General features: G+C 46.5%; 9 protein-coding genes. 1 reads left to right on the forward strand and 8 read right to left on the reverse strand.

The features are described 5' to 3' along the window. Positions 1-107: 107 nt before the first annotated feature. Positions 108-2,729, reverse strand: coding sequence for an alanine--tRNA ligase (gene alaS / locus ACU52_RS12250; RefSeq protein ID WP_053398990.1), 2,622 nt, complete (start codon positions 2,727-2,729; stop codon positions 108-110). A gap of 284 nt (positions 2,730-3,013) precedes the next feature. Between alaS and ACU52_RS12255 the strand changes: the two genes are divergently transcribed. Further along, the gene (locus ACU52_RS12255; protein ID WP_053398991.1) at positions 3,014-3,361 is read left to right on the forward strand and encodes a MerR family transcriptional regulator; all 348 of its coding nucleotides are present in this window, start codon (positions 3,014-3,016) and stop codon (positions 3,359-3,361) included. 481 nt (positions 3,362-3,842) lie between these two features. Here the strand turns inward: ACU52_RS12255 and ACU52_RS12260 are convergent, their stop codons facing one another. The 7 genes from ACU52_RS12260 to ACU52_RS12290 form a co-directional block, all read right to left on the reverse strand. Next, positions 3,843-4,784: a hypothetical protein gene (locus ACU52_RS12260; RefSeq protein ID WP_021853641.1), complete on the reverse strand. Its 942-nt coding sequence runs from the start codon at positions 4,782-4,784 to the stop codon at positions 3,843-3,845. A gap of 105 nt (positions 4,785-4,889) precedes the next feature. After that, entirely contained in the window at positions 4,890-5,363 is a 474-nt protein-coding gene (locus ACU52_RS12265) for a hypothetical protein (protein WP_021853640.1), read from the reverse strand. A 34-nt stretch (positions 5,364-5,397) separates the two neighbouring features. Beyond that, a complete protein-coding gene (locus tag ACU52_RS12270) occupies positions 5,398-7,230 on the reverse strand; it encodes a RagB/SusD family nutrient uptake outer membrane protein (RefSeq protein WP_053398994.1) in 1,833 nt (610 codons plus the stop codon). 18 nt (positions 7,231-7,248) lie between these two features. Further along, a complete protein-coding gene (locus ACU52_RS12275) occupies positions 7,249-10,614 on the reverse strand; it encodes a SusC/RagA family TonB-linked outer membrane protein (RefSeq protein ID WP_021853638.1) in 3,366 nt (1,121 codons plus the stop codon). A gap of 1,131 nt (positions 10,615-11,745) precedes the next feature. Beyond that, on the reverse strand, positions 11,746-12,723 hold the full coding sequence (locus ACU52_RS12280) for a pectinesterase family protein (RefSeq protein WP_021853635.1): 978 nt from the start codon (positions 12,721-12,723) through the stop codon (positions 11,746-11,748). An 88-nt stretch (positions 12,724-12,811) separates the two neighbouring features. Then, a complete protein-coding gene (locus tag ACU52_RS12285) occupies positions 12,812-15,082 on the reverse strand; it encodes a RelA/SpoT family protein (RefSeq protein ID WP_021853634.1) in 2,271 nt (756 codons plus the stop codon). 50 nt (positions 15,083-15,132) lie between these two features. Next, the gene (locus ACU52_RS12290; RefSeq protein ID WP_053398996.1) at positions 15,133-16,467 is read right to left on the reverse strand and encodes a lytic transglycosylase domain-containing protein; all 1,335 of its coding nucleotides are present in this window, start codon (positions 16,465-16,467) and stop codon (positions 15,133-15,135) included. Positions 16,468-16,507: the final 40 nt, after the last annotated feature.

The raw sequence follows: 16,507 nt of genomic DNA on the forward strand, positions 1-16,507 counted from the left end.
GGCAGTTTTCTTTTTTATGGGTTTTAGCCTGCATTGCAGCAGCTATTTTCAGCTGTGCCCTGGGGCTTTGCCGGATGAATTTATTGCAAAGCAGGCTTGTGGTCTTGTTAAAGATTAGCCAGTTCTATCACTTTGTCTACTGCAGCAGACAGTCCGTCGATGTCTTTTCCGCCTGCAGTTGCGAAGTGAGGCTGTCCGCCGCCGCCGCCCTTTATCAGCTTGGCAGCTTCGCGCACCATCTGTCCGGCGTTGAGTCCGTGTTCCTTCACGAGGTCTTCGCTTATCATGACGCTGAGGGTGGGGCGTCCGTCAAAGGTGCTTCCCACAACGCAGAGCATGCGCTCTGGTTCGGCTGCACGTATCTTGAACACGAGGTCTTTGGCTGCGTCCTGCTTCATTATCAGTGTGGAAGCGATGACCTTCACTCCGTTTACGATGCGGGCCTGAGATATGAGCTTCTCCTTAACTCTCTCAACTCTTTCGGCCTGGAACTGCTCAATGCTCTTCTTCATTGAGTCGTGTTCCTCGATATATTTCTCTATCACGCCGAGCAGATCCTTGGTGTTGTTGAACAGAGCCTTTATTGCCTTCATTCCGTCCTCAAGGTCGTACATCAGCATTTCGCACTCTTTTCCGGTCTTGGCCTCTATACGGCGAACTCCGGCTGCAACGCTGCTCTCTGATATTATCTTGAACATGCCGATGCGGCCTGTAGAGTGGGCGTGGATACCGCCGCAGAACTCAATGCTCGGACCAAACTTAACCACGCGCACTTTGTCGCCGTATTTCTCGCCGAACAGGGCTATGGCGCCCATCTTCTTGGCTTCGTCGAGCGGCATGTCGCGGTGTTCGTCGAGCGGTATGTCCTGACGTATCATGTCGTTGACAAGCATCTCAACCTTGCGTATCTCCTCGTCGGTCATCTTCTGGAAGTGAGAGAAGTCGAAGCGCAGCGTGTCGTGTGATACGAATGAACCCTTCTGCTCAACGTGGTCGCCCAATACCTGCTTCAGGGCATAGTCGAGCAGGTGGGTAGCCGTGTGGTTTGCGGCGCTTGCCTCGCGCTTGTCGGTGTCTACGCATGCCATGAAGTCGGCCTCAGGATTCTTTGGCAGCTCCTTAACGATATGTATCGACTGTCCGTTCTCGCGCTTGGTGTCTATGATGTTCACTGTTTCGTTCTCGCTTACCAGCACTCCGCAGTCGCCAACCTGACCACCCATCTCGCCGTAGAATGGTGTGTTGTCGAGCACGAGCTCATAGAAGGTGTTCTTCTTCTGTGTCACTTTGCGGTAGCGCAGTATGTGGCATTCGTATTCTGTGTAGTCGTAGCCTACGAAGTTTTGCTCGCCCTGGCTCAGCTCGGTCCAGTCGCTGTTTTCAACGGCAGCGGCGTTGCGCGCTCTTGCCTTCTGCTTCTGCATCTCCTCGTCAAACTGTTTCTCGTCAACGCTGAGCCCGTTTTCGCGGCAGATGAGTTCAGTGAGGTCGAGCGGGAATCCGTAGGTGTCGAACAGGCGGAATGCCTTTGTGCCGTCGAGCACGGTCTTGCCTTCGGCCTTAACCTCCTGCATGGCGTCAGACAGCATGTTGATGCCGTTAGACAGCGTGCGCAGGAACGATTCTTCCTCTTCCTTTATCACCTTGGTTATCAGTTCGCGCTGTGCGGTAAGTTCGGGATAAGCCTCGCCCATCTCGTGTATCAGCGTAGGCATGAGCTTAAACATGAATGCCTCTTTCTGGTTGAGGAAGGTGTATGCGTATCTTACGGCGCGGCGCAGTATGCGGCGTATAACATAGCCTGCCTTTGCGTTGCCCGGCAGCTGGCCGTCGGCTATTGAGAAGGCTACGGCACGCAGGTGGTCGGCAACCACGCGCATTGCCACGTCGGTTTTCTCCTCTTTGCCGTATTCCATGCCTGAAAGGCGTGAAATCTCCTTGATGATAGGCTGGAAGATGTCGGTGTCGTAGTTAGAATGCTTGCCTTGCAGGGCACGCACAAGGCGCTCGAAGCCCATGCCGGTGTCTATTACGTTCATTGACAGCTTTTCGAGAGAGCCGTCGGCCTTACGGTTGAACTGCATGAACACGAGGTTCCATATCTCGATAACCTGTGGGTCGTCTTTGTTTACAAGTTCGCGGCCCGGTGTCTTTGCCTTTTCTTCGGGAGTACGAGAGTCGAGGTGAATCTCTGAGCAAGGTCCGCAGGGACCTGTGTCGCCCATTTCCCAGAAGTTGTCGTGCTTGTTTCCGTTGATTATGTGGTCAGCCGGAACATGCTTTGCCCAGAAGGCAGCAGCCTCGTCGTCGCGGCTGAGGTTTTCTTCTGGAGATCCTTCGAACACGGTTACGTAGAGGTCGGCCGGGTCGAGGTGAAGTACGTCAACGAGATATTCCCATGCCATGTCTATGGCGCCTTCTTTAAAGTAGTCGCCAAAGCTCCAGTTGCCGAGCATCTCGAACATGGTGTGGTGGTATGTGTCGTGGCCCACTTCCTCAAGGTCGTTGTGCTTTCCGCTCACGCGGAGACACTTCTGCGAGTCGGCCCTGCGTCTTGGTTCGGGGTCGCGTGTTCCCAGTATGATGTCCTTCCATTGGTTCATGCCTGCGTTAGTAAACATCAGTGTCGGGTCGTCTTTAATCACCATCGGTGCCGACGGAACAATCTGATGTCCTTTCGATTCAAAAAACTTTTTGAACGATTCACGGATTTCGTTAGCTGTCATCATTTTCTTTATATTTTGTTTTTGTTCTTTTCACGATAAAGGCAAAATGCCTATTTGGGAGCAAAATTATAAAATAAATCCCATAAATCATTAAATAATTGTGTAAAACATACAATTCTGTTGTCTGTGCGGCAAATTATTGTGTCGCAGGACGGCATGAGCCTGTCGGCAGCGTCTTTATCTGCAACTTGAAGAAATGTATTATTTTTTCGGTTGACAGCATGAAAATGAAAAAAAAATGATAAATTTGCAACATCAGACGTTACATATTTTAATTTCCACGAATTATGGCATTGAACACAGAAAAGAATCTTAAGCTTTATTACTCGATAAAGGAAGTGGCAGCCATGCTCAACGTGCCCGAGAGCATGCTGAGGTTTTGGGAAAAGGAGATACCGATGTTGCGGCCGAAAACAACCGGTAACAATGTGCGCCAGTATACGCAGGCCGACATTGAGAATGTAAAGGCCGTGTATAATCTTGTTAAGGTCAGGGGCTTTAAGCTGTCGGCTGCGCGTAAGATGTTGCGTGAAAACAAACAGGCTGTTGACGGCAATGCGCGTGTTATGGAGAGTCTGATAAAGGTGCGCGACGAACTGAAGTTGCTCAAAAAGCAGCTTGATTATCTTGAGTAGTATTGTTTTTGCAATACCTCGCAAGATAACTTTCCGGCCTTGCTTTCTGCATATGTCTTCAGTTGCTTGTATATCTTGATATACACCTAATTGTACATCTTGAGGGTATGCGTTGAGGTTTGCTGTGTTTGTAGTGGATACAGGCTGTTATCCGACATGAAGTAGTATACCGAAAAATAAATTCTTTATTAGGAAATCCCATTAAATCATTATTCCGTACATGATTTAAATCTACAAAAATATTGATGCCTTCATATGTCATGTTGTTTCCTGTTATTATCCTATTGTCTGCTTTTGTGGAAATAGACCGCTATGCCTCTGAAAAAGCAAATGACTATACGCTAAATTTAAGACAATAATCCTACCGGATCTTAATGAAAGCAATTTGGGATAAAAGCAGATGCCAGGAGACTTCACAGTGTCCTGGCATCCTTTCAATACATAAAATCAAATTATTAACTTTGAATTTTAGTCTGGCTCTTTATTTATTAACGTATTTTTTGCCATTGATTATAACGATACCCTTTGCATTCTTGTTAACACGCTGTCCGGCGATGTTGTATGCAGGAGCATCAACGTCATTCTTGTCGGTGTTAATCTCTGTGATGTCAGTGCTGCCGCCAGAGAGCAACTTAAGAGTAGAACCGTCTTCTGCAACGATGCTTACGTCAACAGGATTCTCGCTGTAGCAGAAGCCTTTGAAAGAAGCTTTTGAACCAACTGCGTTGAATACATAGTTGCAGTCTGCATAAACCTTGAACATGATTACGCCAAGACCATTGCCGGCAGATGTAGCTTCAGCATTGTTGTTGTGATAAATCTGAATAGGCCAAAGGATTGTACCGTTGCTCTGGTCATAGAAACCTTCCTCGTCAGCTGGCAGAGTGTATGTAAGCACGCCGTTTGTTATAGGGTCTGCGTTCTTGTCAGCGTCATCAGCAATGTTCATAGCAAGAGTGTAAGAGAGGCATTTGCCTTCTTCAAATACAGTGTATGCCTTGTTTGAAGAAGCCTTTAAAACAGCATAGAAATAACCGTCCTTCTTAGCCTTTACTACATAGTAAGCGCCTGTTCCCGGCTGTACGAAGTTCTTTGCAGGATCCTCACCGCCGGCTCCTTTAGGGTTGCTGTTTCCCTGAAGACCTAAGTCAGAGCAGTCAACGTCTTTGTCTGCACCAAAGCGTACTTTGTTGTAACCGTTGAATGCGATATCCACAGCTTTGTACTGATCAGCAGCACCTGTTGAAACTGTAACGTCTTCGTTGTCAACTATAACAGAGTTTGCGTCGATGGCTGTCAGTGCAGTAGGGTCAGCTGCGCCCTTTTCAGTCAGCCATGCTTTGGCGTCAATTGTACAAACGTTCTGCGCGCTGGCGCAAATTCCTGCCATAAGGGCAAGTGATAAAGATAAAATTTTTTTCATAAGTTTTAATTTTAGTGATTAATAAAGTTATTATAAAGTTTTCTTTTAAATATTTGTTATATGTATGCTGCAAACATTGAATTTGCAGCATACATTTTCTTTTGGCTATTCTGCAGTAGTGAGCGTTCCTGTAAACGTATTTGTCGAAGTGTAGGTCTTTCTGCCTTCGGTTATGGTCGTTACATATATAAATGTAATTTCGCCGTTAGTTACCTTGGCGCTGAAATTGCCGAGGTTTGCACTTTTGTTATTTGTCAGGATATATCCCGAAGTGCTGTTTCCCGAACAGTTTGCTACATCTGATATTTCTTCTTTGACAACAGGATCGGCCTGTTTCAGTGTTACATTGGCAACCCACTGCCTATTGGCAGACAATTCTATTGTTCCTGTAGCTTCGTTTTCATCTTGCAGCTCGCCAGATGAGTTTGTGAGCTTCTGGTTCCATGTGCCGATATATGTTCCTGCAACTTCCTGTTCCGGGTTTTGTGTCCCTACAGCTTCATCGTCGTCATCGCTGCATGCGCTGAAAGTCATCAAGGCCATTATCAGTGTTAAGAATAAATATGTTTTCTTTTTCATTGCTTTCATTTTTTATGTTATTAAAGTCAATCTATTAATAGCCGGGATTCTGGTCCTCTTCAGTCATGCTGTCGTTACCTGAAATTTCAGATGTCGGGATAGGACGATACCATTTTGTCTCTCCTTTAATGTTTTTCATATCCTCGGCACTTGTAACGAAATAGTTGTATGCCACGTTGTAGCGAACCAGCTGACGTGTACGGCGAAGGTCAACCCAGCGGGTCTGTTCTGCGTAACATTCACGTGCACGCTCGTCCAGAATCAAGTCAAGCAGAGTGAAGTTTGAAAGCATGACGCTTACTTCATAGTCAGCAAGGCTGTTAAGATGAGGTGCTCCGGCGCGGTCGCGCACTGCGTTGATTTTCTCAAAGGCCGCAGTTTCGTTTCCTGCCATATAATAGGCCTCGGCAGCAGTAAGATATGTTTCAGATGCATGGAGGACTACGATGTCGCGGTAGCTGATGGTCTTTCCGCCCATAGATGCGGTCGGGTCGTCCCATTTCTTAACGCACGGCGTTGTTTCCAAAGATGTTCCTCTGTTGTTGTCATTGAGGTTCTGATTGGTTATCGTCGGTGTAAGGAAGTTGCCTTCTGCGTCAAACTTGTAGACAAATATCTGTCCGTCGTGGAGCAGGTTGGCATGAGGCTCCTTCGGATGCTTGTTCGGGTCACGTACAAACTGCGATTTGTGCGCTGTTAGATATGCCTCAAATTCGGCTTGAGAAACATAAGTGGGAGCATAGTATGCAAATATTGGCAATGTGTTTTTGTCAACACTTGTGTTGTAGTATGCAAAGTATCCATATTTAGTCCAGTCGGCTACGCTGTTGTCATACTGATACATTGTTGTCATGAATGTAGCGTCCCAGCGTGTGTCTCCTTTCTCCCACAGTGCCAGAGAGCGTGTGTTGAGAGCCTTGTTAGAGGTTGAATACTTCTGTCCCTGAGCTACGTCGCCGTAATAGTGGCTGTAGTAGATGTCGAGTTCGTGTCCGCCGTCGCTTATGTCTCCGGGCCATCCTGCCTTGTCATACTGAACTGCGAAGAATGTCTCGGGATTGGTGTCCTCGTTTGACGGCAGCCATTTGTCTTCGAACGATTGTGTGAGCGGTATGCCGCTGATGGCAGCCTCGGCAGCCTGTGCTGCCTTCTCGAAGTTTTCTTTTGATGTTATGGTGTATGTGCCTGCATTTTCGTCAGTGAGAGTAGTGTTGCAGTCCCAGCCGTGTGCAAGATATATTTTTGCGAGCAGGGCTTGTGCAGCTTTTTTATTTACAGAGCCGTCATGTGTTATTTCAGGAATTTCGCTTGAGTTGATAACTTCCTGAAGGTCGTTTTCACAGTTGGTGTAAATAGTTTCGAGGTCTGTGCGCGGATAGTCGCGGCTTGCGCTCTGAATGTAGGTGTCAGAGTAGGGCACAGCTCCAAACTGCTGTGTCATGAGATAATATCCGTAAGCTCTAAGGAATAGGCCTTCTGCACGATATCTCTTGTATTCTTCTCCGCTGTAGTTGATAAGACCGTTGGCATTATTTATAAGTCCTGTACATGCAACGTAGTAGTCTTTTACTTCGTCTGTCTCGGCGGTCAGCGAATAATCCTGGAATACTGATGCACCCTGACCACGGCAAGGCATGTAGAGGTCTGTGCCGTCATCGTTGATGTTTAATGCCGTAGCCAGATTCTTTAAAGAAAGGAATGCATATGCCCTGAAAGACTCCAGTCCTTCTTTTGTCCTGAAATATGTTTCAGGATCCATTTTGTCTCCTCCGGCTGTCTTGTTTTCTGCTTCAAGGAAGTCCGAGCAGCTTGTGGCCGACATCAGTGCCAGAAGAGCCATTGTTATGATATATGATATTTTTTTCATTTTTCTTGATTATTGAAGTTAGAATTTAAGACTTGCACCAAATTCCCATGTAACAGTGCTAGGACCATCGTTTTCTGCACCGCCTCCGGCCCATTCCGGATCAAATCCTTTGTAGTCGGTCCATACGAACGGGTTGGTTACTGTGCAATAAAGGCGCAGATGGCTGATGCCGATCTTGTTGATCCATTTCTTCGGGAACGTATATCCGAGAGTAATGTTCTTGACTTTTACGAAAGACGCGTCTGTGATGGCCTGGCATTGTGAGCCGTCACGGTTGAAGGCATGTGTTCCGTTAAGACCTGCAGTGTTTCCGTCGTTCGGGAAAGGATATGCACCATAGTGGGTGGTCTGCTGGTATACCGGGTTTATGTATGTTCCGTCGGGATTAATACCGTCGCAGTCGATAAGTGTTCCTGCCGGGATATAATAGTCAACATTCAGGTGCATCCATCCACGGTCTTTATAGTCGAGATATTGTGCATAGAAGTCAGAGTACACCTTATAGTTCTGCTTGGTGTAAAGTGATGCAGACAAGTCCCAGTTCTTGTATGACAGAGATGTTGTGAGGCTTCCTGTCCATGACGGGTCTGACCTGTAAACCTTCTTGTCTTTGTCGTCGATAGTTCCGTCGCCGTTGACATCTTCTATAATCGGGTTGCCTTCCTGCAGTCCGTAGCAAATGTTGTAATAGTCATATTCTTTCATTGTTGAGCCTGGTGTAAGGCCTTTTGCCACGGCGATTTCTGTGTTAGGCACAATCATGTCGCGGTCGGTTACGATGCCTGCCCAGTGATATCCGTATACGTTGTTGATAGAGCATCCGATGAAAAGGTTGTCGTTAGGCAGGTTTGCACCTGAACCGTTGATTTCTTTCACCTTGTTGATGTTGCGTGCATAGTTTAAAGAGATGTCCCAGCGCCAGTCTTTTGTTATGACAGGAATTGCGGTTACAGCAAATTCGATACCTCTGTTCTGCACGCTTCCTACGTTTGTGTTAAGCTTCATGGGGTTGCCGTCGCTGTCTGTTCCGGCTTCGAGCGGAAGCTCTACAGAGTAGAGAAGGTCGTCTGAGGTTTTCTGATACAGATCCACGCTACCGAAGATGCGGTTCTTGAGGAAGCCGAAGTCGATACCGAAGTTGATTTCCTTAGACTCTTCCCATGTCAGGAATCTGTCTACGATGCTGCTCGGATAGAAAGCGTTTACGTAAGTGCTTCCGAAGGGATAGTAAACCGGACCGGCTACTGTTGTTCTTGTAGCATAGTTTCCTACGCCGGTGTTGTTACCTGTTACACCGTATGAAAGTCTTACCTTTAAGTTAGAGAGCCATTTTACGTTCTGAAGGAACTTCTCTTGTGACGCGCGCCATGCAACGGCAACAGACGGGAAGCATCCCCAGCGCTGGTCTGGTTCAAATTTTGAAGAGCCGTCCCAACGCACAGTTGCGGTAAGCATATATCTCTCGTCGAAGGTATAGTTGGCGCGAAGAGCGTATGAAATCATACTGTTTTCACTGAAAGAGTTGTTCGTATTGGTAAGGTCAATGGTTCCTGATGACAGATTGTACCAAAGTGATCCGTCGAGCACACCCTGTGCTGCCTGATTGGTGGCTTCGGTGTCGCTTGCCATCATAGAGAACAGTCCCATGAGGTTAACGGCGTGCTTCTTTGCAAACACTTTGTCGAATGTAAGGATGTTGTCCCATGTCCATTGTATGTTGCGTGACGTTGCAAGACTTGCCGTGTTTACAGGGTTTCCGTTGGTGTCGGTTGTACCTACTACTGTGGCTCCGGCATAGTCGAGTACATAGTCGGTGAAAACACCGTCACGGTAATAAGTGAAGTTTGGCGAGAATGTTGTCTTGAACGTGAGTTCTTTTATCGGCTTGATTTGCAGATATACATTGCCGAGCATGCGCCATGTCTGACGCTTGTGTGTGTATACGTCCATCAGGTAGAGCGGGTTATACTGTCCTGAGAACTGGTGGCCTGTTGACGAGGCCGTACCCATGGCTACAGAGTTGCCTGGATAGTAGTTTTTATATATTTGTCCGTATTGGTTGTAATAGTAGCCGGTGTATCCTTCCTCCGGAATGTTTCCGTTGGCATCATAGATATATCCGTTTCTTTCGTCCGGCTGTGTTGAATATGGCTGGCAGAACGGATTGAGCCTGTAGGCAAGCTCTATGGCGTCATCGTTTGCATATTCGTTTCTGATATAAGCCATGTTTACGGTGAATCCGCCGCTGATAATCTTGTTGATCTGTGCGTCAAGACTGCCCTTGAAGCTGAACTGGTCTCTGCTGTCGCCTACATAGATACCTTTCTCCTGGTTGTAGCCGAGTCCGACATGATAGTTTACTCTTTCAGACGCTCCGCTTATGGCCACGTAATGGTTTTGCTGTGTTCCGTTGCGTGTTGCCAGATCTGCCCAGTCAGTGGTCTGTCCTCCTGCAATAATCTGTTTTAGGATAGAATTTCCGTCTCCGTCAACCAGTGCCATTTGATCAAAATTGCCCATGATGTACATCGGGTTGGCCAGGTTGGTCTGTCCTTGTCCATAAGAAAGGAACTTCAGGAAGCGGTAATTGTAGAATTGCTGTCCGGTCTGGAATTCAGGCATACGTGCAACTTTTGATACGCCGTAATAGCCGTCGTATGAGATGGTCGGCTTGCTCATTTTCTTGCCGATGTTAAGGCTTCCTTTGGTTGTAACCATAATCACGCCGGCTGTGGCGCGTGAACCGTATATCGCGGTTGACGATGCGTCTTTCAGAACGTCGATGCGCTCAATGTCTTGCTGGTTAAGGAAGTTGATGTCGTCGCAGATTATTCCGTCAACAACATAAATAGGTTTAGTGTCAGAGTTTGTAGATGATTTTCCGCGAATCTCAATGTCAAAGTCTCCGCCGGCACGGCTTGAGTTCTTTGTAATGTTGACACCAGGAACGGTACCCTGAAGACCTTCCATGACTGTTGCGGCTCCTTTGGCTGTTACGTCTTCCGTGCTTAGTGAACTCACTGATCCTGTGAGGTCGCTTTTTTTCATGGTTCCGTATCCTACAACAACAAGCTCGTCAAGTGCCTGGTTGTCTTCTTGCATGACAAGGTTTAGTGTGGAACTGTTGCCTACTTTTACATTCAGGTCTTTATAGCCGATGTAGGTAATTTTAAGGTTGGTCGACTCTGTTGCATTAGGAATCTTAAAATTACCGTTGATGTCAGTTATAGCACCTGCTTTTCCGTCGACAAGGACTGTAACGCCGATCATTGGTTCCCCGTTAGCGTCTCTCACCGTACCGGTAATTACCTTTTGCGCAAATGCAGAAAGGCATATTACAGGCAGCATTGATGCCAATAGGATTCTTCTTGTTAGTAAATGCATAAATGTTTTATTTTTAATTGTTAGTAGTTAGTGTTTCTCTATATATGATTATATGTTTGCTCTATTTTTTCATGGCCGTTTTCATGGTATTTTTATCAGTAGGCCAAGTAGATTTCTGCCGGTTAAAGTAGATTTGTTATGTGCAAATATACAATAATTTTAAATTCAAGACAAATAAAAACACTTTTTTTTGATGTTTGTCGGATAATTTATTTTGTTATATAACCTTAATATTTGATTTATTGGCTTGTTTTTTAATGCTTTTGTATTTAGTTTTTTGCTTAAATAATGTTGTATTTTGGCAATTCTTTAGGGCGTATTATATATCTGATAGGTGGGCTTGGTGTCAGGATGGGCCGGTTAAGACTTTGTCTGATTCATAATAAATGTTAACGTATGGGCTGCTGCTTATGTAACAAATATGGGGTATGGGCTACGGATGTTGAGTTGATTCAGAATAGGAAACTGTTGTTGCTGTTGATCGGCAAAGTAAAACGCAGTGCCGGATTTGTTTCAGGCTTGTCGCCATGTCATGGTTCTGATGTTGTGCCTTTTAGGGAGGATATAAAACAGAAAACTTTTTGATTTTGACGCTTTCAGACTGGCTTTTTTCTAACGGAATAGGATTATTTTATGAAAAAGGCCGTAAATTCGTTCGTTTTGCTAAAGTGTTGATTCCTAGCGGCTTATGTCGTTGTTGCAGATACTTCTCGATTGTTAAAAAAGCTAACTGGGCCGTTTGCTCATCAAAAACCATAGGTTTATGCACCGCAGATAGTACATTTTTCATGCCAGAAGCAATAGTTTTGGCGTTTTAAATTGCTGTTTTGAGGACAAGAAAGTGTCGGATATGCAAATAAATGTTATAGAAATTGGTGCGCTATATTTATTAGCTTAACAATTATTATAATTATGTTTTCTATTTTGCAGAAAACTCTGAACATAAATTTTGTAAAGGTTTTTCTGCCGAGGCTTTTGTGCCGGGCTGTTTTGTTGGGTGGTATTGATTGCATAAAAATAAAAGCCAGACATCGCAACGGATTGTTGTTGCTGTCTGGCTTTTATCATGTTGTGTGATATAAGTCGCGCGGCAGATTGTCTTGATCTTTGCCGCTGTATCTGTCTGTTTGATTATATTTCAGGTATCCAGCTGTTGTCCATCTTGAAGACATTGTCAACTGTTATCTTGGCAGCCTCTTTTTTTGTCAGTTGCTTGCTCCATGGTGCCCTTTCTTTCGTTGTTGCTCCGGCACCGCTGTTGTTGTATTCCATGTAGCGTGCTGTCTTTTCGTTCGAAGCCTTGCCCCAGTTGTGCCATCCAGCAGGCAGAATGTGGCTGCCAAGCTCGCAGTTCATGAACAGGGTGAAGGCGTAAGGGCGCCACGGACGTCCGAGATATACCTTTGTAACGCCTTCGGCTGCCGTAAGCTTGCAGCGGTTGAACACGTAGCCGAAAGCCACGTCTGCAGGCGTTGAGGCTGCTGTGACGTAAGAGTTTTGCTTGCTGTGTATGGTGCAGCCTTCAAACCATGCCGTAGACGGACCGAAGATAAAGTCGGTTGTCCCCTCGATGTAGCAGTTCTTAAAGTATAGTCTGGTGTTGGCCAGACCTGTATACACTGTGTCCTGATTGCCCAGCAGGCGGCAGTTTACAAACACGAGATGGTCGCCTTCTGTGTGAAGTGCCACGGCCTGTCCAAGCTTTGCGGCATTGTTTTCTATCGTGATATTCTTAAATGTGATATAGTTGCCTTCCACTTTGACGGTGTATGTGCGGAATGTTCCCATGGGCTTGTTGGTGTCTTCAAGCCTTATGTTGGCGTGGTCGTCGTAGGTTATTATGGTGTTTTCAGCATCTTCGCCGCACACTTCGATGTTGGTGAGCCACGACGGTATTATCACTTTCTCCTTATATACGCCTTTCTTTACGTATATTACTTTGTGATATTCCATGAATGCGCGGCACACTTCAACGGCCTCGTTGATGGTTCTGAACTGGCCGGTGCCGTCTCTCGAAACCACCAGCGTGTCGGGATTGTCATAAGGGTTGGCTGCGTTTGCCGTAAATGCGGCCAGTGCCGCAATGATAGTGATGAATAGTTTTTTCATAGTTGTGCTTTTTGACAGGCTGTGCCATACGGGCACGACTGCCTCAGCCGGCTGTTACGCCGGCTGTGCATGGCCAGCCGGAAGTTGTTTATAATATTTGTTTTATTTCTTGTAGTCCTTCTACTTTCTTCAGTTTTCCCATTATAGTCCTGACGTCGTCGCGGTCGTGTATCCTCAGTTCGAGTGTTCCGTCAAATATTCCTTCTTCGCACGACAGCGTCACTCTGTGTATGTTTACGTTAAGCTCGTCGGATATAACCTGGGTAACCTCGTTGAGCATGCCGATTCTGTCTATTCCTTTTATCTCTATTACTGCATCGAAGAGCAGTTTCTTGTGCATGTCCCATTTGGCATCGAGTATGCGGTTGCCGTATCCAGATTTTAGCTTTGCTGCAACGGGGCATGACCTTTTGTGTATCTCAATGCGGTTCTTGCCGTCGATAAATCCTAGTGCGTCGTCGCCGGGTATGGGGTGACAGCAGTCAGGGAAGATAAACTGGTTTATGTTGTCGTCTGTGATATATATAGGCTTTTTGCGGTTGAAGCCTTCTTTTACGATGAAGTAGTTTGGCTTCTTGTTCTCGTTGCCTTTCTTCTTTTCCTTGCCCAGGAACGGCACAAACTTTCGCCATGTTACGGCCGAGTTCTGCTTCCTCTTGCCGTTTATTTCGTCGATGTCTTTATCGCTGAGTATGATATTCTTTTTTCCTATTGCCTTGAACAGTTCGTCCGGCTTCTGCACCTCGTGGAATTCGCACAGCTTGTCGATTACAGACGAGTTGATTTCCAGCGAGTGCTTGCTAAGGAATTCAGACAGAATCTCTTCGCCTTGCTTCTGTATTTCGCGGGCTTCGCGACGTAATATTGCCTGTATCTTAGCCTTAGCCTTTGCCGTTGATGCAAAGTTTATCCATGATGGCTGCACGTGCTGCGAGTTTGAGGTGAGAATTTCCACCTGGTCGCCGCTTTGCAGCTTGTGGCTCAGCGGCACGAGCTTGTGGTTTACCTTGGCGCCTATGCAGTGGCTGCCGAGGAATGTGTGTATCTGGAATGCAAAGTCGAGGGCCGTACAGCCTGCCGGCATGGTCTTTATCTCGCCTTTGGGGGTAAATACAAATATCTCTGATGCAAAAAGGTTAAGCTTTATAGCGTCGAGGAAGTCCATTGCATCGGGCTGCGGGTCGTCAAGAATCTCTTTGATGGTGCGCAGCCAGTTGTTAAGTTCGCCTTCGTCTTCAGTAATTTCGTCGCCTTCTTTATATTTCCAGTGTGCGGCAAAGCCTTGTTCTGCCACTTCGTCCATTCTTTCAGAGCGTATCTGTACCTCAATCCATCGGCCCTGCTTGCTCATCAGAGTTACGTGCAGAGCCTGATATCCGTTGGCCTTGGGATGGTTGACCCAGTCGCGCAGACGGTCGGGGTGCGACTTGTAGATCTGGCTTATCGCCACATATATGTTGAAGCATTCGTTGACTTCCTCTTCACGTTTCTTGGGCTTGAAGATTATTCTTACAGCCAGAATGTCGTAAACCTGGTCGAAGCTTACGTGCTTGTTCTGCATCTTGTTCCAGATGGAGTAGGGACTTTTCACCCTGGCTTTTATTTCATATTCAAGTCCCATTCTGTCTAGAGCCTGCTTTATTGGACCTGTAAAGTCGTCAAACAGACTGTCGAGAGACGCCTTTGTGTCTGCCAGTTTAGATTCTATTGATTTATACTCTTCGGGATGCTCAAACTTGAAACTCAGGTTCTCAAGCTCGGTCTTTATCTTGTTCAGTCCGAGGCGGTTGGCAAGCGGCGCGTAGATGTATAGCGTTTCTCCGGCAATCTTGTATTGCTTGTTTGCCGGCTGGCTGTCAAGCGTGCGCATGTTGTGCAGGCGGTCGCATATCTTAATTAGGATAACGCGTATGTCGTCGCTCATGGTCAGAAGCAGCTTCTTGAAGTTTTCTGCCTGTGCCGACGCCTGGTCGCCGAATATTCCGCCTGAAATCTTTGTCAGTCCGTCCACAATCTGCGCAATCTTAGGGCCGAAGATGTTCTCTATGTCCTCAACCGTGTAGTCGGTGTCTTCAACCACGTCGTGCAGAAGTGCCGCACTTATACTGGTAGAGCCGAGCCCCATCTCGCTGCATGCGATCTGGGCCACGGCTATGGGGTGCATTATATATGGTTCGCCAGACAAGCGTCTAACGCCCTTATGTGCCTGTTTGGCAAAGTTGAATGCTTTAGTTATTATGTCAACTTTCTTTCTGTGGCGTGTGGACAAATAGTCGTTCAGCAGACGCTGAAAAGCATCACCGACCAACTTTTCCTCAGCAATTTCTCTCTCTTTGTCAATGTTGTTACGCTCGTCCATAATTGGTTTCTCCAGATATTATTAATAAGGTATACAGGTGAAGCGCCTTTTTATTTCACCCTGATTTTCTTTCCGGCACGTATGTTGTTTCCTTTTATACCGTTAAGCTGGCGCAGCTTCTTTACGGTAGTGTGGTGCCTTTCTGCTATCTCAGACAATGTGTCTCCGCTTCTTACGGTTACGCTCTTCTTTCTTGTTCTTGAGCGTCTTGATGATTTTCTCTTTCTGCTTTTGCTCTTGCTGTAGCTCTTGCGTGAGCTGCTTGTGCTTGTTGTGTACTTGCTGCTTTCAACTTCCACTAGCGAACGTCTGGTGAGCAGCGCGTCAGTCTCGTATCTGTAGATAGAGTCTTCGTTTGCGATAAATGTGTTTGTGGCGTTGGCCGGTAGACGTATCACCGACGGCTTGTTGTTGCCGTTGACGATATCACGGCGATACTGCGGATTTAGCGTGCGCAGCTCTTCAATGTCAATGCCGCACACGTCGGCAATCTGCTTAAGATGAACATCCTTTGACACAACCACGGTGTCGGTCTTGGCCGGCAGTGTGGTGCGCATTGGACAGATGTTGTGCTCGCAGTAGTAGTTCATCACGTAGTTTGCGGCAATGAACGCCGGCACATATCCTCTGGTCTCGCGTGGAAGGTAAGGATAAATCTTCCAGTAGTCGGCCTGTCCGTCGGCGCGGTGTATGGCCTTGTTTATGTTCTCCGGTCCGCAGTTGTATGCAGCAATCACCAGGCTCCAGTCGCCGAAGATATTATAAAGGTCTTTAAGATAGTGAGCGGCTGCATAAGACGATTTAATGGGATCTCTGCGCTCGTCGATAAGCGAGTTGATTTCCAGTCCGTACTGCTTGCCCGTTGCCACCATAAACTGCCACAGTCCGGCAGCGCCTGCATGAGATGTGGCTTTAGGGTTTAATGCCGACTCGATTACCGGCAGATATTTTAGTTCAAGCGGCAGTCCGTAGGCCTCGAGAGCCTCTTCAAATATAGGTATGTAGAAGTTTGACGCTCCCAGCATGTAGCTTACCGAATGGCGCAGTCTGCCTGTGTATCTGTCGATGAATTTCTGTACAATTTCGTTGTATGGCATTTCCATGACGTTCGGCAGCCTGCTGAGGCGCTCGATGTACACCTCTTTCGGGTAATCTCTGTTCTCGTCACGGTAGTTGCAGTCTTCGTCCTGCTGTAAGTAAGTTTTTGAATAGTATAAGTTCAGGAGGCTGTCAACTTCATAGTTCATAGCCTCAGGCAAGTCAATTGTTTCTTCTTTTCCGTCATTGTCAGTCACAATTATTTCATCCTTTTCGTTCTGAGCCTGCATCACGCAGTTACCTCCGAAAAGCATCGTGGCAATGATTATAAAAACTTTCTTTCTCATAAAATGTTTATATACAGAATCTTATAATTTAAATCTTTTT

It is taken from the genome of Xylanibacter rarus, from assembly GCF_001275135.1.
Taxonomy (GTDB): Bacteria; Bacteroidota; Bacteroidia; order Bacteroidales; family Bacteroidaceae; genus Prevotella; species Prevotella rara.

Coding starts and splice junctions, on each gene's coding strand:
- ACU52_RS12275 (WP_021853638.1), bottom strand. CDS start 10,614: ATGCATTTACTAACAAGAAGAATCCTATTGGCATCAATGCTGCCTGTA.
- ACU52_RS12265 (WP_021853640.1), bottom strand. CDS start 5,363: ATGAAAAAGAAAACATATTTATTCTTAACACTGATAATGGCCTTGATG.
- alaS (WP_053398990.1), bottom strand. CDS start 2,729: ATGATGACAGCTAACGAAATCCGTGAATCGTTCAAAAAGTTTTTTGAA.
- ACU52_RS12260 (WP_021853641.1), bottom strand. CDS start 4,784: ATGAAAAAAATTTTATCTTTATCACTTGCCCTTATGGCAGGAATTTGC.
- ACU52_RS12255 (WP_053398991.1), top strand. CDS start 3,014: ATGGCATTGAACACAGAAAAGAATCTTAAGCTTTATTACTCGATAAAG.
- ACU52_RS12280 (WP_021853635.1), bottom strand. CDS start 12,723: ATGAAAAAACTATTCATCACTATCATTGCGGCACTGGCCGCATTTACG.
- ACU52_RS12285 (WP_021853634.1), bottom strand. CDS start 15,082: ATGGACGAGCGTAACAACATTGACAAAGAGAGAGAAATTGCTGAGGAA.
- ACU52_RS12290 (WP_053398996.1), bottom strand. CDS start 16,467: ATGAGAAAGAAAGTTTTTATAATCATTGCCACGATGCTTTTCGGAGGT.
- ACU52_RS12270 (WP_053398994.1), bottom strand. CDS start 7,230: ATGAAAAAAATATCATATATCATAACAATGGCTCTTCTGGCACTGATG.